This window comes from Pragia fontium (genome assembly GCF_900638655.1).
Classification (GTDB): Bacteria; Pseudomonadota; Gammaproteobacteria; order Enterobacterales; family Enterobacteriaceae; genus Pragia; species Pragia fontium.
In genome coordinates this window covers 3,615,606-3,639,499 of record NZ_LR134531.1, presented here as the reverse complement: position 1 = coordinate 3,639,499, position 23,894 = coordinate 3,615,606, and the positions used below count along the sequence as shown (strand labels likewise).

The 23,894-nt window shown below is 44.6% G+C and carries 10 protein-coding genes; 8 read left to right on the top strand and 2 right to left on the bottom strand.

The window, feature by feature from the left end:
• Positions 1–289 precede the first annotated feature (289 nt).
• The 3 genes from EL341_RS15715 (at position 290) to EL341_RS15710 (ending at position 8,394) form a co-directional block, all read left to right on the top strand.
• On the top strand, positions 290–3,463 hold the full coding sequence (locus EL341_RS15715) for an autotransporter outer membrane beta-barrel domain-containing protein (RefSeq protein ID WP_074824345.1): 3,174 nt from the start codon (positions 290–292) through the stop codon (positions 3,461–3,463).
• A 1,196-nt stretch (positions 3,464–4,659) separates the two neighbouring features.
• Entirely contained in the window at positions 4,660–4,926 is a 267-nt protein-coding gene (locus EL341_RS17855; RefSeq protein WP_428480396.1) for a transposase, read from the top strand.
• 90 nt (positions 4,927–5,016) lie between these two features.
• Positions 5,017–8,394 (top strand): autotransporter outer membrane beta-barrel domain-containing protein, encoded by a 3,378-nt coding sequence (locus EL341_RS15710; protein ID WP_074824342.1) that lies wholly within the window; start codon positions 5,017–5,019, stop codon positions 8,392–8,394.
• 60 nt (positions 8,395–8,454) lie between these two features.
• Here EL341_RS15710 and EL341_RS15705 read toward each other — a convergent pair whose 3' ends face one another.
• Both EL341_RS15705 and EL341_RS15700 read right to left on the bottom strand, forming a co-directional pair.
• Positions 8,455–9,006 (bottom strand): RNA polymerase sigma factor, encoded by a 552-nt coding sequence (locus EL341_RS15705; RefSeq protein ID WP_074824339.1) that lies wholly within the window; start codon positions 9,004–9,006, stop codon positions 8,455–8,457.
• Between the two features lie 3 nt (positions 9,007–9,009).
• Positions 9,010–9,399 carry a hypothetical protein gene (locus EL341_RS15700; RefSeq protein WP_074824336.1) on the bottom strand — a complete coding sequence of 130 codons (390 nt, stop codon included), beginning with the start codon at positions 9,397–9,399 and terminating at the stop codon, positions 9,010–9,012.
• A 576-nt stretch (positions 9,400–9,975) separates the two neighbouring features.
• Here EL341_RS15700 and tehB point away from each other — a divergent pair.
• From tehB to EL341_RS15675, 5 genes are all read left to right on the top strand, one after another.
• Positions 9,976–10,842 carry an SAM-dependent methyltransferase TehB gene (tehB, locus tag EL341_RS15695; protein WP_126468144.1) on the top strand — a complete coding sequence of 289 codons (867 nt, stop codon included), beginning with the start codon at positions 9,976–9,978 and terminating at the stop codon, positions 10,840–10,842.
• Positions 10,843–11,023: 181 nt separating this feature from the next.
• Complete coding sequence (locus EL341_RS15690) at positions 11,024–11,374, top strand: DUF4156 domain-containing protein (RefSeq protein WP_074824329.1); 351 nt, start codon at positions 11,024–11,026, stop codon at positions 11,372–11,374.
• A 748-nt stretch (positions 11,375–12,122) separates the two neighbouring features.
• Positions 12,123–13,790 carry a ShlB/FhaC/HecB family hemolysin secretion/activation protein gene (locus EL341_RS15685; RefSeq protein ID WP_074824415.1) on the top strand — a complete coding sequence of 556 codons (1,668 nt, stop codon included), beginning with the start codon at positions 12,123–12,125 and terminating at the stop codon, positions 13,788–13,790.
• Positions 13,791–13,803: 13 nt separating this feature from the next.
• Positions 13,804–23,169, top strand: a complete 9,366-nt coding sequence (locus EL341_RS15680; RefSeq protein ID WP_126468143.1) for a hemagglutinin repeat-containing protein — start codon at positions 13,804–13,806, stop codon at positions 23,167–23,169.
• A complete protein-coding gene (locus tag EL341_RS15675; RefSeq protein WP_232036573.1) occupies positions 23,166–23,690 on the top strand; it encodes a hypothetical protein in 525 nt (174 codons plus the stop codon). The genes EL341_RS15680 and EL341_RS15675 overlap by 4 nt, the downstream gene beginning before the upstream one ends.
• Positions 23,691–23,894 lie beyond the last annotated feature (204 nt).

Genomic DNA, 23,894 nt, shown 5'->3' with positions numbered 1-23,894 from the left:
GTCTCGCTCTATATCTGAAAATATTTCAATACATCTTAATTAATCTCAAATTGGCGGATTTATGATATTCGTTAGAGATACTCTCCTATATAGGTTAATAACGCAACGTGATTAACATGTCTCGTTAATTCCTATCTTATTGATAAACAAATCAAATGGTCTTAATCGCTGGTTCATTGGAATATCAATGATGAGTTCTATTATTGATGTTTTTTGGCTGGTTTTTTCTGAGGAAATAGATTGAGTTACTGTCTGATATTTAAATTTACGTAATTTCACGGAATGAAGTATGAATAATAAATCATCTGCAGCCGGATTTAAAAAACGCTACTTAATCAGTTTGATGAGTGCAGTGTTATTTTCAACGAGCTCTTCTTCCCTATTTGCTGCTCAACTTATTGCCGACTCGGTACATGGTTCTCAAATCGGTATTGATGGTGGAGAGTTTATTAATGCCGGCACCGGTTTGACGGATGCTGCGGTAATCGCTTCTGGAATTGGTTATGAGATTGATGCGAGTAATCTCAATATTAAAGTTCCTGATGCTTTAGCAACCGCCGCTGATGCTGGCGTCTATGTCGAACAAGGCGGAAAGATTACCTTAACTGATTCTGATATCAGCAACGCCAGAATTATTGCCGCCGATGAGGGAAGTAAGCTAATTCTGAATGGGGTAACGTTGTCTACGCCTGAGGCTGGCAATGCGATTACCGTCAGAGACAAAGCTGAAGTTGAATTCAATAATGTCACGATTAGTGGCGACCATTATCTTTCGCTACTTGCCTCTAATAATACTAAATTGACCATCGATAACCTGAATTCATCTGCTGGTATTTATCTGACCAGCGGGAGTTCAGGAACGCTTAAAAATAGCGATATTAAGGCAATATCAAATATCGGTGTTGCGGTAACGTTATCGGGTTCTGATTTACGTATTGATAACAGCAAGCTATTTGGCCGTGGTGGCGGTATGGTGATTACCAATCAAGGAAGCGCCAAATTTTATGGAGGTATCCTCAGAGCGGAAACGGGCGCATTATCAATCAATCAGAACAGCACTTTTGAAGGTGATAACGTAGAGATTATTTCCGATAGTCGTCGTGCGGTACAGATAACTCAGGGGAGTTCTCTGACCCTCAGTGGTAATTCAAAAATTAGCGGACTGGATGGTATCTATGCTGACAGTGCCAAACTGGATTTAAGCGATTTAGCCATTACCACAACGGGTTCTAACTTAGGGCATGGTATTTGGTTACAGAACCTTGATCGCAGTTGTATAACGGGCTGTGACACCATGCAGTTAAAGCGGTCAACGATTGATACGGTTGGCACATCGTCTAACGGTGTCTATCTGACTGTTGGGGCGAAAGCGGACATTGATAATACGGTGATTACTACCTTGGGCAACAGCTCAATGGGTGTATATGTTTCTGGCAGTAGTTCTAGCTATTCACCTTCATCCCTTAAATTAACCAATAGCCAGATTAATACTTCCGGGGAGAGTGCCCGTGGGGTTTATCTGCGTAATTATACTGACGCCGGGCAAGTGACGGGGACGTTGGATTCAGTCAAGATTACTACTGGGGGGCTTTACTCTGCAGCATTGGCATTGGCAGAGGGCGTTTCCGTGATGGGAAGTAATGTCACGCTTGAATCGAACGGTGAATACACCACTGCGCTGGAGGTGATCGCCGGTACGGCAGGTAAAAGCAACAGTCTGACCCTGAACGGCGGCAAGATTACCAGTAACAAGGGAGCAGCAATATCGACGGCAGGTTTTAGTACCATTAACCTGAGCCATATGGATATCAGCGGATTAACCGGGGTAATCGTGGCGGGGGCTTCAGCCAATACCGATATGACGATGAATCAGGTTAATGCAACCGGTGATATTACGGCGGCTCAAGGCAGTCAGGTAAATTTGCAGTTGAATAATGCTTCAGTGCTAAAGGGGAGTATCACCGGAACCAATTTGCTGATTGATAGCAGCAGTCAATGGCAAATTACCGATGACTCTGCGGTTAATCGTCTGGAAAATAGCGGTACAGTCAAGTTTGACCCACAGGGGATGCCAGGACGCGTTTTGACGGTTAATGGCGATTATGTCGGCAATAATGGTGTGTTAATTTTAAACACTGAGTTAAACGATGATAGCTCGGCAACCGATAAATTGCTGGTAACGGGTAATACCTCCGGCCAATCTTACCTGCAAATCAATAATGCAGGTGGCCTCGGCGGTGAAACGGTTAATGGTATTGAAGTGATTAACGTCGGCGGTCAGTCAAATGGCTCGTTTACTCTGAATAGCCGGGTTAGTTATGGCGGTTATGAATATTTCCTCTATCAGGGCGATTCTGCCGGTAACGGAGGTGATTGGTATCTGCGTTCTGAATATGTGACTACCCCTGTGCCACCCCCTGGCCCGGATCCAGATCCAGATCCGTTGCTACCGACACCACCACCGTTACCACAGACTAAACCGGTGATTGAACCTGAAGTGGGTGCTTACGTTGGTAATCAGGTGGTTGCAAATACGTTATTTAACTTACGGTTACATGACCGACTAGGTGAACCTCAGTTTACGGCACACGCACAGGGTGACCGTTCGCTGGCATCGTCTATGTGGCTACGGGTTGTCAGTTCACAGGAAAGAAATCGTGTGGCGGACAATCGTTTGAAGGTTCAAACTAACGCGACGCTGGTGCAGTTAGGGGGAGATATTGCCCAATGGAATCTGACAGGTCAGGATCGCTTGCATTTAGGCGTGATGGCGGGATATGGGAACGCTCATCTGACCTCCCGTTCAATGCAGAGCGAATATTCAGCGAAGAGTCAGATCGATGGTTATAACCTTGGAGCCTATGCAACCTGGTATGCAAATCAGGATTTGCAACAAAATGGTCTGTATGTTGACAGCTGGCTACAGCACAACTGGTTTGATAATGATGTGACTGGCGACCAGCGCTCAACGATTCACTATAAATCCAAAGGATTTAGCGCCTCGTTGGAAACGGGCTATACCCAAAAAATCATCGATTACGCCCATGGCTCATGGTTTGTTCAGCCGCAGGCTCAGGTGATCTGGTCGGGGGTTCATGCCGATAATGTTAACGATGGTCGCGGTAGCACGATTGATAGTGGTAATCAGGATTACTGGCAGACAAGGGTTGGTTTACGCACCTATCTACAAGGTAAATCGCCGGTTAATCAACAGCAGACATTCCAGCCGTTTATTGAGGTTAACTGGTTACACAATGGTAATGACTATGGAGTAGATTATCGTATTGCCTCCGGTACGCGTCATTACGAGAGTGATACCGCGAAAGACATCGGTGAAGCTAAGATTGGTATTGAAGGTAAACTTACCAATAGTTTTTCCGTATGGGGCAATGTTGCTCATCAGTTTGACGGACAAGACTATAGCTATACAGCAGGAACGCTGGGAGTGAAGTATCAGTTCTGATTGTTGGTAAATCGTCGGAAAAATGGGCTATTAAGGTGCCGTGATTTCTGCAATATCAGTGTGAATAAACCCTCCTTATACTTTGGTATGGGGAGGGTAAGGTAAATCACTATTGTTTCTAATATTTCCCGTCTCACAATGAGTCAGGAATGCCGTAGGGTTATTATCTCTGGCGTCAAAAAATGAAATCACTTCACTTCTCTCTTCATCTGATTAGAACCGAAAATACTTTTTTATTCCGAAGGGCCTGATTGAATCGGTATTCGTTGGTATACGGTATCGTAGGTTTGTCAGTGCTAACTTTCTAAGAATGACTCAATATGAATATTCGGCCTTATGTGCTTATTGGATAATGTCAAATTGGGAGTTATATGAAAATAGATACATTAATTAATGATGGAAATTATATTTATTAATACTATAACGATGGCTTTATTTTTTAATGGAATTACTGGAGGAGTATTCCATTGTTGAGCTTGGTTAGTCCATGTTATTTATAATTCTCAAGTGATTTATTTATATTATTTATGTTATGGAATTAACTATTGTATCTATTTTAATTTAAATTTTGTTAATTTATTATTAATGAAATTCGCTATCTTTTGTTTTTGTTTAAATACATTGATTGCTCATTGTTTTTATTGAAATAAAAGCATGTGTAATTAATATTATTTATAATATTCCTGATAATAATAATTTATTCTTACTGTATGTTTTTAGTGAATTGCATCATTAGTTTATGTGTAATTCCTTATAAGTGAATCAAATATAACAAATTGAAATTAAAGGGTATTTTATATTCAGGTAAGTCGTGCTATTAATATTCAATTGAATTGCTCGATCGTTACATTAATATTGATAGCTGTATGCTATCAGCGTGGTGTTATCGATCGTTTAAATCTATTTGATGTTGTTGGAAGCCATGAATTACTATTGATTTTAGATAGAATTTTATTATTAGAATTAATTAACTCGTTCATTCAATTTCAATATATTTAAGCTGTGTTTCTTGATGTTATTTTTTGTATTAATGATTTTCATCCTGCTATTTGTGTTGAGGTTTTCAACTTAAGCTTAATTTATATTGTCTTAGTGCAAAATATTTTCTCTGTTAAAGTGTTTTTAATATTCGCATACGGATGCTTTGCGTTAATTAATAACATCTCTTTATTATTTAACGTACCGAGGGATTTATCATGAACAACTCTTTTCCAATATGTCACCATTGTAATCATGCAACTCAGGTAAAAAAGCACGGGAAAAGCCGTACCGGATTTCAGCGTTATTATTGTTTGGTATGTCGAAAAACATTTCAGACCAGATATGTCTATAAAGGTAATGAAGACAAGATCGAAAAGCAGATCGAGCGTTTATCAACTCAAGGACATCTTCCGCAAGCGATAAGTACCAGTCTGCAGGTTCGCTTATCTACAGTTCTTCACTACATGAAGCCCAAAAATTAATAAAATAACCTTACTTCGATACTGGTCTTTTATAACTTAATAAGTGAAAATGCTTATTGTTTATATTAATTTGGTATAACGGAGTGTTCTATGCCAAGTCAAAGACAGATATTCAGTATGACAAAGAAACCGCTGGTTATTCTTATTGGTGCACTGTGCTGTAATTTTTATGCTCAGGCTGAATCCCGAGCTTTTTTTGGACAGGTGACTTGGCAGGGGGAGCCTAACGGAAGCTGGCACGAAGCGGCTAATTGGGACAAAGGATTACCGGTTAGTGACAGTGTGGTGATGCTTCAGGATGGCGCAAGCGTTAACTTGACCCAGCCGACTGGCGTTGTTAAACAGTTTTACAGTAATGATGCGACGTTGAATATTCTCTTCGGCGGTGAGCTATTGGTCGATAAACTCGTGACCTTCGGCTATGAAGCGAATACTAAAACCACGGTTTTAGTGAGTGGTATTGGCTCCTCCATTCGCTCTAATGGTACCGACGGAAATACTTGGACTTTCGGTAAGAACGGTGAGGCCGTTATTCGCCTCGAAAAGGGTGGACAACTGCTGCATAAGGGAGCGAATCCTAATACTATTCATCTGGGCGATGTTGTTGGCGGCGGCAGTGGCACGATTATTGCCACAGGTGCAGAACGGGATGTTAACGGTAATAAGATTGCTGCCATTGATACTGATGCACTAATGCGGGTAGGACAATCGGGTAAAGGATCGTTACAGATTCTGGATGGTGCGCTGGCTAATATCAACACGCTGCATCTTGCTCACTATAATGGCAGTGAAGGTCATGTTTTGGTATCAGGTCAAGGTAGTACTCTGAATACCGTCAACGAACTGAAGGTCGGCTTTGAAGGTCTGGGTACCCTCACCATTGAAAAAGGTGGTGTGGTGAATACCGGTGGGCTTGGCACGATTGCTAATACTTATGGCCGTCCCAATACGGCTAATTCCTGGGCTTTGGTGACCGGTGAAGGCTCAGCCTGGAATGTGAATAAGGGATTTTTTCTTCATTACGGCTCCAGTGAGGGGACCAAGCACCGTTTAGATATTCGCGATGGTGGTGCGGTAAATGTCACGGGTTATTTCATTATTAATAATTTTGAAGAAGACAGTGAAGGTATTCTGACCATTGCGGATAAAGGTTCCATACTGAATGTGACTGGTGATGCCAATACGGGTATTGGTCTATCGATTGGTCATGGTAATAAAGGTCTTATGAGCATCACCAACGAAGGTGTGGTGCACTCTTCCGGTGCCTTTGTCGGCACGAATCCGACAGGCATTGGTGAGGTCGTGGTATCCGATGCCGGTTCCCGTTGGATAAACGACAACGAACTTTGGCTGGCTCGCAAGGGTATGGCAAAAATGACTGTTGCTAATCAAGGCGCAGTGGAGTCCGGCTCATCCTCGATTGGCGTATTTGCCGGGGCTAAAGGCGATGTTTTGCTCAAGGATGAAGGTACTCGCTGGAATAACTTAGGCAATATGATTATTGGTGATGCTGGTATTGGTACGTTGACGTTAATCCAAGGAGCAAACCTGACTGTGGGCGGTGTGTTAAGTATTGGCGCGCAGGCGGGAGGAACAGGAACGTTGAATATTGGATCGGCCTTGGATAAAGCGGCTACGGTAGCAGGTATATTGAATGTCTCTGACATCAAGCTGGGGGATACCTCGACCACGAGAATGAACACCGGCGGCGATGGGACTATCGTATTTAATCATACCCACTTTGATGCTACCAACGGTGGTTATCGTTTCAATGCCAATACCTCGGGCTATGGTAACGTGCTGGTACACAGTGGTACTACGTTGTTTAACGGCCAGAATACTTATGGTGGTATGACCGAAATCCATCGTTTGGCGGTAGCCCGCGCGGGGGCAAAAAATGCCTTTAGTGCCAACTCTGATTACCAAATAGACAACGGTGCATGGCTGGACATGGCCAGTTATCAACAGACGTTAGGGAATACCACCAACGCAGGCCTGATTACTTTCCATACCAATACTATCGGTAAAGGTGAGGCGCATAATCTGCTGAGGGTACAGGGAAACTATCACGGGGATAACGGAACCATCGTTTATAACACGGTGTTGGCTTATGACGATGCGGCGACCGATCGCTTAGTGGTGACGGGGAATACCTCGGGAACCACCAATGTCAGAGTGATCAATGCGGGAGGAACCGGCGCAAGAACGCTGGATGGTATTCAGATAGTCGAAGTTCAGGGCCTGTCTGATGGCACCTTCGTTAAAGCGGCTAACCACCGTATTGTCGCTGGTGCTTATGAATACGATCTCGCGCGAGGAACCGATGCTAATCCAAACAATCTCAGCAAAAATTGGTATTTAACCTCGACCTGCGTTAATGGTGCTGGTGACTGTGAAGAGCAAGAGGAAATCACGCCACCCAATACCGGCGATAATGGTGATAGCGGTAATAGTGGCGATAAGGGTAATAGTAGTGGCAATGGGAAAAATCATATCTATCGTCCTGAAGCCGGGGCTTACGGGGATAATATCGCCACCGCGAATATGGCGTTTGTGCACACATTACATGACCGTTTGGGCGAGCCGCAGTATACCGATGCCGTACAGGGCGAGATCGATCGGCCAACCAGCATGTGGTTAAGGACGATTGGCGGACATACCCGTTCTCGCAACAGTGGCCAGTTAAAAACACAGACCAACCGTTTTATTATTCACGGTGGGGGTGATATGGCGAGCTGGAGTAATAATGGTGAAGATCGTACTCATCTGGGGCTGATGTTTGGATATGTTCACGCCAGCAGCAATACCGACTCCAATATTACCGGATACTCGGCGCGGGGGGAAACCGACGGTTATAACGCCGGTATTTATGGTACCTGGTATGACAATGACGCAGAGAAAACCGGCTTATATGTAGATAGCTGGGCACAGTACAATTGGTTTACGCATAGGGTAAACGGCGAGTATCTCAACAGTGAAAAGTATAAATCACGGGGTGTCGTGTTATCGCTGGAGTCGGGTTATACCTTCCTGGTGAATGAAAATAAACAGCGTGAAGAGAAAACGTTTTTACAGCCGCAAGCACAGATAGTGTGGATGAATGTGAAATCTAAAAATCACCGAGAAGTGAACGGAACTCGAGTGTCCAGCTTTGGCGATGGAAATATCATGACGCGTTTGGGTAGCCGTTTGTACTGGCAGGGCCATCATGAAATCGATCATGGCAAAGACCGCATATTCCAACCGTTTATTGAAGCGAACTGGTTACACAATACGAAAAACTTTGGTGCAACCATGGATAAGGTGCGGGTTGAGCAGAAAGGTTCGCGTAATCTGGGTGAGTTGAAATTGGGTGTGGAAGGGCAAATTAACAAGCAGGTTAATCTCTGGGGTAACGTCTCTGAGCAGCTTGGTAAGAATGGCTACAGCAATACCACCGCAATCGTTGGTGTTAAGTACATGTTCTAAAAAACGACAGATAACCCAGAAACGGCCGAAAATATTTTGGACCGTTTCTGGGGAGTCATATTATTGTTGTAGCATATCTTGATAAACATCGGCCAGATAAGTGCGTAGAAACATCACGGCATAGCGTTTACGCGCCATCAGCGTATTAATATTACACCCTGTCTGCTCGGCTAATTCGCTAAATGATAAGCCATGAAGCTCCGTCATTTCAAAAGCCTGTCGCTGTTCTTCCGGTAACAGAGCAAGCGCCTGTTCCAGTTCGCCCCAGAATATGTTCTGTAAATACTCGCTTTCCGGGCTGCTATTATCGATCGCCAATAGCGAGATAAGATCGTTGATATCATCGTCGTCATCGCTATCCGCCAGATAATCATCAAGTAAGATTTCTTTCTTTTTACGCCCTTCATCAATGATTTGATGGCGGGCGGTTTTATATAGCCAACCGGTAAGGTGCTCAATTGGTGAAAGCAGGCTATCGGCTTTCGCTAACTGATAAAAAACTGTTTGCACAATGTCTTCAGCTTCATCTGCTGTCATCACGCGTTTACGGATAAAAGCTCGCAGCTGTCGGTAGTATTTACTTAACGTGTCAGCACTACGGGCGCTATTCATCGTTTATTTGTCATCATGCGGAGTATCTGGGCATTCACACTCTGGTTTTTTTTCAGTATGGCGTCGGTGATGACGACCATGATGGTGCTCAGAACAGCGACCATGGCGGAGTGAATCAAAACGGTGACGATATTGCTCACGTTCTTCATCACTCATGTTGTGCCATTTTTCAAATAGGGCTCTTCTGTCAAATCCTCTGCGGCCAAAGCGCGGTAGAAGGTGACCAAATAACAGGCGGCTTAAAATAAGTAGACCGGCAGCCTGTAGAAAACTGATGGTAGGCAGATTAAAGATTGCCGGCAAGAGCGCATTCCAGAGCTGCTGAGTTATAAAGCTAAGGGCAAACAGCGCGACGATGACGATGCAAATAAATCTTATGGTAGCGTTTTTCATTGGGAACTCATCTTTGTTAGTTGAACATACTTATGTAGACGAATGAGGAAACAAAATCGTGTTATTTAAATTAATTATTTTTTTAGTTCGTCAAATAATGTGATGGTAACCCCTTTAATTCAGCTCGTTAGATGATGTAAAACAGAATTGATAAGTGAGCACATACTTACACAAATGAATTATGAGGATAAGTCTCTTTTTGTCGGTGAATGGAACAATATTGCATAGGGGAAGTTGACGCCGTATAAGCCGTTTCGGCATCAGTTAATATCCTGATTTTTAGCGCTAATATGCTACGTTATTTAGGGGGAAATTCCGTTTGTTGGTGAGATTTATCTCTTTTAGTTGACTCGTTTCAGCTAATGTCAATTGACTGATTTATCTTATTTTTAATCTAGCTGTGATCGGTGTTTGATTAATGAATAGTGGAATGATTTATTGTGCAACTATTATATATTGGTTCGGCATGTTTTAACCTCCGTATTTCATGTTGAACAGTAGAATTGTGAATACGCTGATTGTTATCCACCTGGCCATGGTTTTTTCGTAGATTCAATTTGAAGTAAGAGATCTAATATGGAAAATCTTATTTGCTATAAACAGATGCCACTTTGGAAAGCGGTAACGTTACCTAAAATGTTTCAGGAGCAGCATAATACACAGGTCGGAACCTGGGCTAAGCTCACGATTTTTAAAGGGAATCTGGATATTGCATTACTGGAAGAAAATGGTGAGGTTATTCAGCGCGATCGGTTTTCAGCCGTATGTCAGCCCCCGTTTCTTAAGCCACAGGAGTGGCATAAGATCGCTTCCTGTTCATCTGATTTAGAGTGCCAATTATCATTTTATTGTCTGCCGGAAGACTATACCCAGAAGAAATATGGCATGACTAAAACCCATTCGGAAGTGATAAATGCGGTGCGCTATATTAAGCCATGTAAAGCATTAGACTTTGGCTGCGGCTCCGGGCGTAATGCCCTTTATTTGAATAAATTGGGCTTTGACGTTACGGCCTGCGATAAAAATACTCAAAATATCAGCGCGCTTCAGGACTTGATTCAATCAGAGTCGTTAAGCCATCTTTCCGCTCAAGTATTTAATATCAATCAACAGTCGATTGAAGAGAGCTACGATTTTATTCTTTCCACCGTGGTGTTTATGTTTCTGGATAAAGAACGGGTTCCGGGCATTATCCGTAATATGCAGGATAAGACTAACAACGGTGGCTATAACTTGATTGTTTCCGCCATGTCGACGCCGGATTTTCCCTGTAGCGTGCCGTTCTCTTTCCTGTTTAATCACGATGAACTGAAGCACTATTATCAAGATTGGGAAATCATCAAATATAACCAGGATGTAGGTGAGCTGCATAAAACCGATGCTGAAGGAAAACGCATTAAGCTGCGTTTTGCCACCATGCTGGCTAAGAAAGTGAGTGAATAACTCAACGCGTGAACCCGCTTTATTTGGTATTGCGGGCGCGGATAAAAATAATGGAGTAAGCTGATGCTATTGTTAGTTAATAGCGAATCATAATGTTGATTAACGGTAGCAGTGAATACCTAAAGCTTTTTTCAGATTTTTGTTAACGTGAGTGGAATTCTCAATATGATGTGGGGGAAACATGCAGAATAAATTGTTCTTAGGCCTTGCGGCTGCAACGTTACTGCTGGCAGGGTGTTCCAGTTCAAATCCATTAAGCGGTGCCGGTCAGCAGGTTAGATTGGTTGATGATAAGCCCGGTGCCGAGTGTCAGTTACTGGGTTCAGCAGAGGGAAGCCAGAGTAACTGGTTATCCGGTGCTAACAGTGAATATGATTCAGTGAGCAGTGCGACTAACGAGCTACGCAACAAAGCGGCAGCCATGGGTGGCAATGTACTCTACGGTGTCTCTGGCCAAGGCCCGAGCTTTTTGTCGGATTTTGTGCCGTTAGACAGTAAAGTCAGCGGTCAGGTATATCGCTGCCCGAACTGATAACGATTAATGAGATTGGGTATTCTGTTAGTGTGGCGAGATAAACCGGCCATACTGGCAGAACGACCTGATGCTGTGTCTTCTGTTATAAAACCATTTCTCTATAGTCAACCACGGCCACCATTAGTCTTAATCGTTTTTGCTGATGGCCGATAATTCGCGTCAGTTGTTATGTGCTTAATCTTCCCTTCAAAGAGATCAGAATCATTGCCGATCGTGAAAAGCCTCTAACGTCTCCAGATATTTCCCTGCTAATAATGGGGAAATAAGCATGGTTGATTCTTATTAAATGACTGAAAATTATTTATAACGATATTCTGTATTTATATTTATACGCAGCAATTAATGTTGCTTAATAAGCGTTTCTATCTTCTGATAATATTGCCAATTAGTTTATTTTAAAAATATAATTTCAGTGGATTGTTTACTGTCCCTACCTGTTGTTTCTTTTTATTTTTCTTTATTTTTAATTTTATATTAATAACTTAAATTTAATATACCCTCTTTGGGGTATTAGGAAAATTATTGATTTAAACAGGTATTTTTACTAGGTTATAAATGTCATAAAATACCTCTATACTTTCAGAATAATGCTTATTAATTTTAAATTTTTATTTTAAATTTTTCTATTAAACCTTGATGAATTGAATGGTTTCGTTTTATTAATACCTATGGATTGGTAATGAAAAAAATATTGTGTGGAAAATCAGTCGATTTTAATATCGGTTTTTGTGGTTTATTAGAGACCATGAAAAGAACGCTGCCTTTTGTTGCAGTGGTTTGTTTATTGGCCTATTCGGCGCATTTATCTTGCGCTCCGCTTAATCCTGCTGAACGGGAAGATAATCAACAGCAGCAACGGGATATTTTGTTGCAAAACCAACAGCAGCGAGAGGATTTGGAGCGAAATATACGCATTCGCCAACAGGCTCAATCCTCTTCTCAGAAGGTTCAGGGACCCTGTTTTACACTTTCTCAGATTAATATTGAACGGGCTTCATTATTATCAGAAAGCGCAAAGCAGAAGCTAATACAACCCTATCTCAACCAATGTAGCGGCATTAATCAAATTTCACAGTTAGTTGAAAAGGTCTCCGATTGGTATATCAGTCGAGGATATATCACCAGCCGGGCTTTTTTAACCGAACAGGATCTCTCGTCAGGCACGCTGAATATTGTGGTGTTAGAAGGCAAGCTCGAGGCGATTTACCTTGAAGGGAAAGTGACGTCTGAAATTAAAATGGCTTTTCCGCATTTAACCGGCGGTATTTTAAATCTGCGCGATATTGAACAAGGGATGGAGCAGATTAATCGGGTGCGTAACGTACCGGTACAAATTGAAATTTTACCCGGTAGTGAGCAGGGGCTTTCTATTGTTAATCTGACAGCGACGCCGGAATTTCCACTGTTGCTAAACGTAGGATTTGACAATAGTGGGCAAAAAAGCACCGGTACCGGGCAGGTAAATGCCTCTATCACCGGTAATAATTTAGTGGGGTTGGCGGATAAATGGTTTGTTGCCGGTGCGAAAAGTAGCGACTTATCCAACAGCCACGATGCCCAAAGTATACAAACAGGTATCAGCATTCCCTATGGTTATGGTCTGCTGGATTATAACTACTCATATAGCGATTACCTGAGCAGTATTGAAAACCGCGGTTTTTACTGGCGTTCTCGCGGTAACACTCAAACCCACCGTTTAAATAGTTCATGGGTGTTATATCGGGACAGTGATATTAAGTCAGGGCTTTCTCTGGGTATTACCCATCGTATTAGTCGAAATTATTTAAATGATATTTTGCTACAAAGTAGCAGTCGCAAACTTTCTAGCGTGAGCGTTGGTGTGAACCATAGTCAGAAAGTATGGGGAGGGTTTGCAACATTGAATCCGACCTATAGCCATGGTGTGCCGTGGTTAGGGGCTGAAGACGATCGCGGTAAAGTATTTGGTGCGCCGAAGGCGGGGTTTTCTAAGTGGAACGTGTCGGGTAGTTACTATTTCCCGCTGTCGGAGAAAGTCACTTGGTTGAGTAGTCTGTACGGGCAGTGGACGTCGGATCGGCTGTATGGCTCTGAACGCCTGACTATCGGTGGTGAGAGTTCTGTCAGAGGGTTTAAAGAACAGTATCTGGCGGGCGACAGCGGTGGTTATTTGCGTAATGAAATTAGCTGGAATCTGACCACTCTGCCTGTGCTGGGCAATATTAATACCATCGCTGCCGTCGACGGCGGTTATCTACATCACGACAGTCTGGATCCTTACGCCTCAGGTACGCTCTGGGGAAGTGCTATCGGGCTCACGACTAACAATAATCATTACTACAGCAGCTTTACGGTGGGAAAACCATTGAGTTCTCCTGACTGGCTTAAGTCTGATTCACTATCAATGTATTACCGCATCGGATTGATATTCTAAGGGATTAATCATCATGAACAATAATATGACATCGTTGCCGGTTAATACTTCCAGACGTTTACTCAGCTACCTGATCAGTGGGCTACTTGCGGTACAACCGGTACTGCCTGCTGTTGCTGCCGGTGTCAGTGTGGCGGGCGGGAATACGACAACTGAGCAGGCCGCTAACGGTGTACCGGTGGTGAATATCGCTACGCCAAATCAACAGGGCATTTCCCACAACCAATATCATGAGTTTAACGTGGGCAAAGAGGGGCTGATACTGAATAACGCGACCGGTGCGCTTAATCAGACTCAGCTCGGCGGCATCATCCAGAACAACCCTAACCTAAAAGCCGGACGGGAAGCACAGGCGATTATCAATGAAGTGGTAGGAGCAAATCGCTCACAGCTTCAGGGCTATACCGAAGTGGCGGGTAAACAAGCCAACGTTATGGTGGCCAACCCTTATGGGATTACCTGCGATGGTTGCGGCTTTATTAATACACCCAACGTCACGTTAACCACTGGTAAACCGGTGATGGATGCTCAGGGGAATCTTGAAGCGCTATCCGTTACTCAGGGCTCGATTACTATCAATGGTCAGGGGCTGGATGCCAGCCAAAGTAGCTCGGTGGCGATTATTTCCCGTGCCACTGAGATTAATGCCGGATTGCACGCTCAGGATTTGACCGTGATTGCCGGAAGTAATCGGGTTGGGAATGATGGTTCAGTGACGCCGATTGCCGGAACCGACAGCACGCCAAGAATTGCTGTAGATACCGGTTCATTGGGCGGCATGTATGCCAATCGTATTCATCTGGTTTCCAGCGATAAAGGCGTGGGGGTTAACCTCGGCAATCTGAATGCTCGGCAGGGTGATGTTCAGTTGGATGTTAACGGTAAGCTGACGCTGAGTAGCACATTAGCTCAGGGAGCGATAACCGCCAGTGCTGATGAATTAGCTTTAACCGGTAACCATAAGGCGAGCGGTGATATCCGTTTAAGCAGTAAAGGCCAGACCAAAGTCAAAAATAGCGTTATCTCATCCGGTAAACATGTGGCACTGAATAGCCAGGGGCAATTAACGCTCAGTGATAGCGTAGTTGCCGCCGGGGTTGATGCTCAGGGCATTGTGGGCAAGAGTGGCACCCTGCAATTAGAGGCGGATAGCCAGCAGTGGAGTAACAGCCAGTTATCTGCGGCACAGGTGACGGCAAAAAGCCGTCAGGTGCTACAGCAGGATAGCGCTTCGCGCCTGATGGGAACCACCGGCGTTAGCCTGACAGGTTCCCAACTGTTGCTCGATGGTCAGGTTAGTGCCGGACAGGATATGGCATTGGATGCGAATAATATTCAAGTTGGTGCAAAGTCCAACGTTTCTGCTCAGCAGAGCTTGAATATCCGGGCCAATGAGAGGCTCAATAATCTGGGTGAAATAAATTCAGGTTACCTCACCACGATATCAGCAGGGAAACTTGATAATCAGGGACTCATTGCCACTAATGGTAATAACGTTATTACCGCTAGCGGAGTGAATAATCAGGGCCGTATTCAGTCGCTAGGTACGCAGTCTATAACGGCTGAAACGGTGGATAATAGCGGAGCGTTATTATCCGGTGGCTTATTCACCTTAACTGGCAACGGAGTTTCACTTTCCGGCAGTATCGGTTCTCAGCAGACGCTGACATTAACCGCTAATGACTGGCTGAAGGTTGAGCAAAGCGGTTCTGTACTTAGTGATGGCAGCCTGAGTCTACAGGTTGGTCGTGCGGATATTGCCGGTTTGCTACATGCACAACAGGCTATGTCACTTAATGCTCAGGCGCTGAATACTGTACAAGGCAGTCGTTTACTCAGTGATAAACATATTGGGCTGATGGCATCGAGTATGACGCTGGGTGGTTTAGTCTCGTCTAATGGCTCACTGTCGATTGATTCCCCATTATTTACCACGTTAGCCAGTGCTCAGATCCAGGCTTACGCAGGTTTGTCCCTTAACGCCAGTGAAAACGCACAGCTACAGGGCGTATTGACGGCGGGTGATAGCCTGACCTTGACGGGTACGGCTATCAATCAACAAGGCATACTGAAGTCTGACGGCACGCTGTCATTAACCGGTACTGAGATTAACCAACAGGGCACACTGCAAGGTCAGACGGTCAAGATTAACGGACAAGGGCTAACCAATAGCGGCACGGTATTAGCCCTCGACCAGCTTTCGGTTAATGCCAAGCAGGTTAACAACCAGAGCAGCGGCAAGCTGTTTAGCGCCGGTAGTCTGGACTTAACCAGTGATTCTCTCAGCCATTCAGGGCAAATGTTGGCGCTATCTGACTTGGTTATTCACTTGCAGCAGAATTTTGTGCAAGGCGGCACGATTGCGGCAGGTAATGCGCTAGCGCTGAGTAGTGCTGGCACCATCAGCCAAGCCGGTACGCTGCAAGGTAAAGAGGTTAGCGTTACCAGTGGTGGGTTGTTTACCAATCAGGGCAAGATAACGGCAGGAGAAGGCACCTTAAGCGTGAATGCTGCGGATATTCGCCTGACTGCCAACAGCCATTTACAGTCCGCAGGTGATATTCAGCTCACCAGCGGCGATTCAATTACCCATGATGGTTTTACCGGTGCGGGTGGTGATTTGCAGCTCAGCGCGGCTAATGCCATTACCAATAGCGCACTGCTATATGCCGCGGGTGATATGCGGTTGTTCGCCAACAGTATCAGTAATATTAAAGGCGATATTCTGGCGGGTAAGAGTTTGTGGATGCAGAAGGATGCTGCGGGTCATGCCAACAGTTTAGTGCTTAATAGTTCGGGTACTATTGAGACAATTAATGGCGATATTACGATAAATACGGCTAGATTATTGAATGAACAGAATGGATTATCGATAGTTCAATCAGATCGCGATTTAACTAAGGAATATAAATGGTTAAGTGCTTCAGAAGCTAATATTCCGTTGCGTGATTTAGATAAAAATGAGGTGGGAGTATACCGATACCATTTTGATCCAGGTTCGAATGGGAATGGTGGGTTTAATGATAGATATTTTTATTACATGGCGCCGTTACTCGGCTCTGAAACAAAAGAATTACCCGTTTTTATTTCAACTGTGGGAGTAACGAGTAATGGAAAATCTGCCAGAATAGCTTCTGGACGTGATTTATTTATCTCAACAGGTTTATTGGATAACCACGCCAGCAATATTCTGGCTAATCGAGATATTTTCTTATCTGGTAACATACTTAATAACCAATCTTGGTTCAGTGGTACGGAAACTCAGTATCAAAGCTATACCCATTCCCGTGGCTATTCTTTTTATGAGTGGGAGTGGCTGCCAGACGCAGCGTCAATTGACATGAATGGCTCGGTTTACTATTACGACAAAGAGCGTGAGGAGCAAATTTTTTTCGATAATAGCTCAGTGTCATACACTGCCACCGGCGAGCGCCGCTTTGAACGCAGCGGTGACTCCGAACTCTATCGCTCAACCATTCAAGCAGGCGGTACTCTACAAGCCAGTTTTAATAACGATATCAGCAATACCACCGCAGTTGCCAATGCAGGCAATATCAACCATACGCTGAATGCGCCTACGCTAAGCGGACAAAATAATATTGCACTACCTGATGGTTTAAATGGTCTGTTTGTGCAAAATTCTGATCCGGATAGTCCTTATTTAATTACCACCAATCCGAAACTGGATGGTTTAGGTGGACTGAATAATGGCCTGTTTAACGATCTCTATGCGCTGTTAGGCCGTCAGCCGGGGTCTGCACCGCGTGAAACGGATAGTCGTTTTACCGATAAAAATAAATTTCTGGGATCGGCCTATTTTCTTGATCGTTTAGGCTTAAACCCTGACCTCAATTATCGTTTCCTTGGCGATGCGGCGTTTGATACTCGCTATATTAGCGATGCGTTAATTAAACAAACCGGTAACCGTTATATCAATGGCGTTGGTTCTGATTTAGCTCAGATGCAATACCTGATTGATAATGCAGCGGATGCTCAGGCTGGCCTGAATCTGACATTTGGCATTGGCCTGACTCCGCAGCAGGTGGCTCAGCTAAATAAAAGTATCGTTTGGTGGGAACCGGTTACGGTGAACGGACAGACGGTATTAGCCCCTAAACTGTATCTGGCGAAAAACGATGTCACATCCCTTGATGGCAGCGTGATTAAAGGTAGCCATGTCGAGCTGGACGGTGGACGACTTGTTAACCGTAACAGCAGCATTTTGGCGGATAACTCGCTGCTTATTGATAGCCAAAGCACCATCGATAACGTTAACGCCGGGCAAATAAAAGCGGGTGGTGCGTTATCTATGATGGCTATGGGCGATATTAACAATATAGGCTCAACCATCCGTGGACAGCAGGTTGAGATAGAAAGTGTTGATGGTAATATCGTTAATCGAACGGAAACCCAGCAGTGGGGAGCCTCAGGCAATACCTATAGTGGAAGAGGGTTATTATATAACCAACAAACTATTGGTTTTTCAAAGACTGAAGTCGGTAATATTGCCTCCATCCAGTCTGAGGGGGCATTGAATTTAACCGCTGGTAAAGACATAACCATTCATGCAGCAGAAGTCACCTCTGATAAGGGGAACTTAACGCTATCCGCAGGGAATGATGTCAATATTGAAGTGGCTCGGCAAAGCCAGTCTATTCAGAAAGGTAAGAATAAAACGCAAATCGAAGGTGCACTCAGTAGCACACTACAAAGCGGTGATAATCTTACCATCGCCGCAGGACGTGATATCAACGCGCAAGCGGCGGAAGTGGACGCGAAAGGTAATGCTTCACTTGTTGCCGGGCGAGATGTCAATCTGACGACCGCCCAAAGTCGGGTTTATCAGGAAACTCATGGTAAACGCAAACAGCAGATTGATGAGTCGGTTCGCCAGCAAGGTACGGAGATTAGCAGCGGCAAAAATACACAAATTGTTGCCGGGCGTGATATCAAGGCTCAGGCCGCTGAGGTTCAGGCGGAAGGCGATCTGAAGCTGTATGCAGGTCGTGATATTGATCTGAGCAGCGCCACGGAAAGCGATTATCGCTTCTTTAAAGAAACCAAAGTTAAAAAGAAAACCTTCTCCAAAAAGACAACCCGCATTGTTGAGCAAGACTATAGCACCCATGAAAAGGGATCGGTGCTGAGCGGCAATAATATCACCATGTCTGCCGGTCATGATTTAACCGTACAGGGTTCATCGGTGGCTGGTGAAGGGAATGTTGCACTGGCGGCGGGGAATAACGTCAATATCGTTGCGGCTACCGAGGAACAGTCTACTTATCGCCTGAAAGAAGTGAAAAAGAGCGGTATGTTTAGCGGCGGTGGTTTAGGCGTCACGATTGGTTCCCAGTCGACTAAATCGACGTTTGACGGTGCGCAAGTTAATCAAAGCGATGCTCGCAGTATGGTCGGCACCTCCGGCGGTAACGTGGTTATTTCTGCCGGAAACACTGCCACCATCAGCGGCAGTGATATTGTTGCCGGGCGTGCCGTGGGTGATACCTCTCGTGCGACGGGGCATATTGATGTTACCGCGCAAGATATTGCCATTCTCCCCGGTAGGGATGTGGTGGATCAAAAAACTACTCACTCATCGAAAAGTAGCGGTATCGGTATTTCCATTTCGGACCCGCTAATTAATAGCGTGCGTAACTTCCGTGATATCGGCAAGTCCGACGATGGTGGGGTACAGAAAACCAAAAATGTATTAAATGAAGCGGCGGCCACGGGAGCGGATTGGTTTAACCCGACTCAGCTTCCGACAAGTTACGGACGTTCATCCAGCAAGAGTGAAACCACCACCCACGGAGAATATCAAAGCGGTAGCAACGTCAATGCGGCCGGCAATATTCAGCTTAATGCCACTGGCAATGACAGTCGTTTAGCTGACGGTAAGCTTACCCATGGTGATGTGGTGATTAGCGGCAGTCGGTTAGGTGCTGGTGAGTCAATTATCATTGATGCTAAGCGCGATGTGGTGATTGCCCCTTCAACCGATAGTCAGAACAGTACCAGTAAATCAAGCAGCAGTAGTTGGAGCGTGACGGATGCCACGCCGACCCTAGGGTCAGTGACCCGAGCTATGGGGGGCGGGCCAAATCACGGTTCCAGCGTATTACCTGTTGGTATGGATAAGTCGCAAAGTAAAGGTGATAAACAGGTTACTGCTCAAAATCCTTCCGTTCTGACCGGTCAGGATATTTATATCAATAGCAAAGAAGGCAGCATTGATGTTGCCGGCAGTGCGCTGACCTCCGTCAATGATTTGATGCTGACCGCCAAGCAAGGTGATATCCGGGTGAGTTCCGGTAGTAATACCGTGCGTCAACATGAAACCGGTAGCCGCACCACCGTTGGTGAATTAGGCGGTGATGGTTATAGCGGCACCGCAGGCTGGCGGAAAGAGAATCACTCCCGACTTGATGAGAGCACTCAACAAAGTACGGTTCGCAGTCAACTGACCAGCGGTAGTGGCAATGTGACGCTACAGGCGGGCCAAGATGTGGTGCTTAATGGTGCTGACGTTAGCGCGGGTAAATCGATCAATCTGAGCGGTAAAAACGTGCTGATGGATGTCAGTGAAGACAGCTCACTGCATGAAAATCGTTCCAGCTCAACGCAGTATGGTGTTACCGCTTCCACATCAGGTTATGCCGTGGCCGCTGCTCAAGCGATTGAGAAGGCGGCCCAGTCAGCGGAGGATGGACGCGATCCACGCTTGACCGCTATTTATGGCGCTCAAGCAGCGTTGAATATCGCTTCACAAACAATACAGTCCAATATGAATCCGTCGGCGGTGAAGGTGACGGTTAGCGCCACGGCAGGAAGTTCTCAACAGCAGCAGAAATATGAAAGCCAGCAGCAGCAGGGAAGTACCCTGAAAGCGAAGGAAACAGTCAATATTAATGCGACTGAGGATATTCGCGGTAAAGGCGTGGATATTCACGGGAAGAATGTGATTCTGAATGCCGGTCAGGATATCGCATTGATCGCCGCTCAGGACAAAGACAAGCTGGAAAGCAGTAACTCAGGAAATCAACAGAGTATCGGTGTGGGTGCCGGTTTTGGTGGTACTCAAAATGGCTTTACTATTGAGATCGGTGCCAGCCAGTACAAAGGCAAAGAAAATGGCAGCTCGCTAACTAATCATAATAGTCAGATTCAGGCGGATGAAACCTTAAGCGTCACCAGCGGCCGTGATACCACCCTTAAGGGCGCGGAGTTGTCCGGCGAGCGAGTGATCGCTAACGTTGGGCGCGATCTGACCATTAGCAGCCAGCAAGACAGCGCAAAATATGACAGTAAGCAGACCTCCAGCGGTGTCAATGTCAGTATTTGTGTACCGCCGATTTGTTGGGGGGCACCAGGTGCTCAGGGAAGTGCTAACTTCAGCGGTGAGAAAATCACCAATGATTATGATGCAGTGCGCGATCAGAGCGGTATTTTTGCTGGTTCCAGCGGTTTTGATATCAATGTGGGTAAACATACTCAGCTGGACGGTGCAGTTATTGCCTCTGAAGCCGATGCGGATAAAAACCGTATCAGTACTGGCACATTAGGTTGGAAGGATATTGAGAATCAATCGGAATGGGCGGGTAAGCAGTATGGCGCGAGCGTATCTGCCGGAACTCAGTATGATAAAAATAGCGATAGTTATACCGCCAATACGCCAGCGATGCCGACAACGTCAATGGGTAAAGTGTCGGATAAAAACAGCAGCACAACTCATAGTGCGATCTCGCCTGGGGATATTATTATCCGTGACCAAGATAACCAGCAGCAGGATATTGCTGGCCTGAGCCGTGATACGGATAATGCGCATCAGGCGTTGGATAATAACTTTGATAAGGACAAAATAAAGGACAAGCTGACTATTCAGAAAGAGGCGGTAGCGCTGGGTACTCAGGCCATGGATGCCTATAAGCAAAGTAAGCTGAATGAGGCTAAAGAGCAAATTCGGGCTGAAATGGCGGCTAACGGCGAGCTGAACGGTCTGTCAGAGAATGATATCAACGATAAGATTGCCGCCTCAAATAAGTATAAAGAGGTGGATAAACAGTACGGCGTTGGCAGTGAGTTTTGGACCCATGGTTCGGCGGCAACCGGATTACTGGCGGGCGTATTGGGCGGTAATGTCACCGGTGGTCTTGCCGCGGGCTCAGCGCCTTATATGGCGGCACTGGTAAAAGATGCGACCAAAGGTAATGACGCGGCGCGTATTGCGTTACATGCCATTGTTTCTGGCGCATTAGCTTCAGCACAGGGCGTGAACCCGGGGGCAGCAGCGGTGGGGGGACTGGTTGCTGCCGCGAGTTCAGATGTGCTGGCGCAAGCGTTTTATGGAAAACCTGCCTCAGAGTTGGTTGGCGATGAGAAGACGCTGATTAGCAATCTGGTCACGATGTTGGGTTCAGCGGCAGGCGGTATGGCCGGTGGTGATGGACTGTCAATCGCCAGTGGAGGTAATGCGGCTCGGGTTGAGGTGGAGAATAATTCGCTGGCACAAGGCTGGGGTGGTTTTTTCACACCGGGTATGATGCATAACGGGCAGGAGCAAGTAACTATCGGTGCGACGATGGTTAAAAGTGGAGCTTCGCCGGATGAGATAAGCGACGCATTTTCACTATATGCTAAAGGCCAAATTCCAGAAGGACAGAATGCAGCGGAAGGATTGATTGTTGCATGGGGTAATTTCTTTGGGATGCCGCTGGAAGCGGTCATATCAAAAGGGGACATGACGTTAGAAAAAGCAGCGTCAATCGTAGCCAGCGGTGTGCCGACAAGTGAAGCAAAGGTGGCTCAGTATGTAGCGGCTAAGGCGATTTTAACACTTGTTGGAAAGGGAAAAAATGCAATAAAAGGCAATGATATTCTTCCTAATTACAAAGTTAATGATTTGTCTAAAATTGATGATAATGCTTTAAATGTTACTAAAATTCGAGGGAAATTAGGTATATATATAAAGGGTAATAAGGTTGATAATATCTCTATCGCAACAGGATCTATTGCAGTGAATGGCAAAACAGAGTATGTATTAGCGGTTAGTGGTAAATCTTGGAAAGGAAATGCGCCTACGTCTGTTAATATTAATGGTATTAATTATAAAGTGATCTTAGAAGACTCTCAAAGTATTCGTAATTATCCATCATCCACAACACAAACTAACTATAATCATGCGGAGCATAAATTATTTAGCTATATGAAAGATAATTACTCAGGGCAAAAAGTGGATGTGAAAATATCTGTTGAGAACACTTCTAAAATAAAACCTGGTATGTGTAATGGTTGTAATGGTTCAGGTGTTAAATTTGCTGAAGAAATGGGAGAAAACTTCAATATACAAATGTATCAGGGAACAACAGGAAAAAGACCATGATAAATCAAGAACTGATAAATTACCTGCATTCAGCTTATCCTGAATTATTAATTGATATTAATTATATAAAAGGCTATTCAGTGGATGAAATTAAGAAAATTGAACGCCTTTATGATATCAAGGTGAAAGGACAATTATATGATTTTTTACTGTGTATGGGGCGGTGTAGTGGTGGTTTTTTTGGGGATGACCCTTTGATGTTCTATAGGCAGAATAACGGCGTTCGCTCACATATTCTTTTTCAATATTCTTTTTGTGAAGATCTATGTTCATTGCAACAATGGGAATTAGTTAAACAGAAACCATTTATATTTTCATTTGAAAGTGAAACTCAGTACTTTTTTTTATTAACTGATTCAGATAACGTAGATCTGGTTTATCACTATGATGAAAATCAAGAAATGATAAAATCAACAAATAAGACTTTTTATGAATATTTGCGGCATTCAGTGAGTACTGATACTCGACATTATATAAAAAATATGGCTTTTGATTATTCTGGTGAATTAATTATTGTTTAATTACCGTAGCTCCTCTGTTCTCTGTGGGGGAGCTATTTTTTTCTAATCTCTAGACCTGCATTGCAAGTCTAATAATTAACTGGTCTTGCTCAATATTAATCACTACTACACTATCTGTGAGGAATCAAATCTCCTTAATGGTGAATAGGGGCTACGTTTATTATCAGGTTTGTAATAAATTGTATAACAATGAAATTTTAGTTT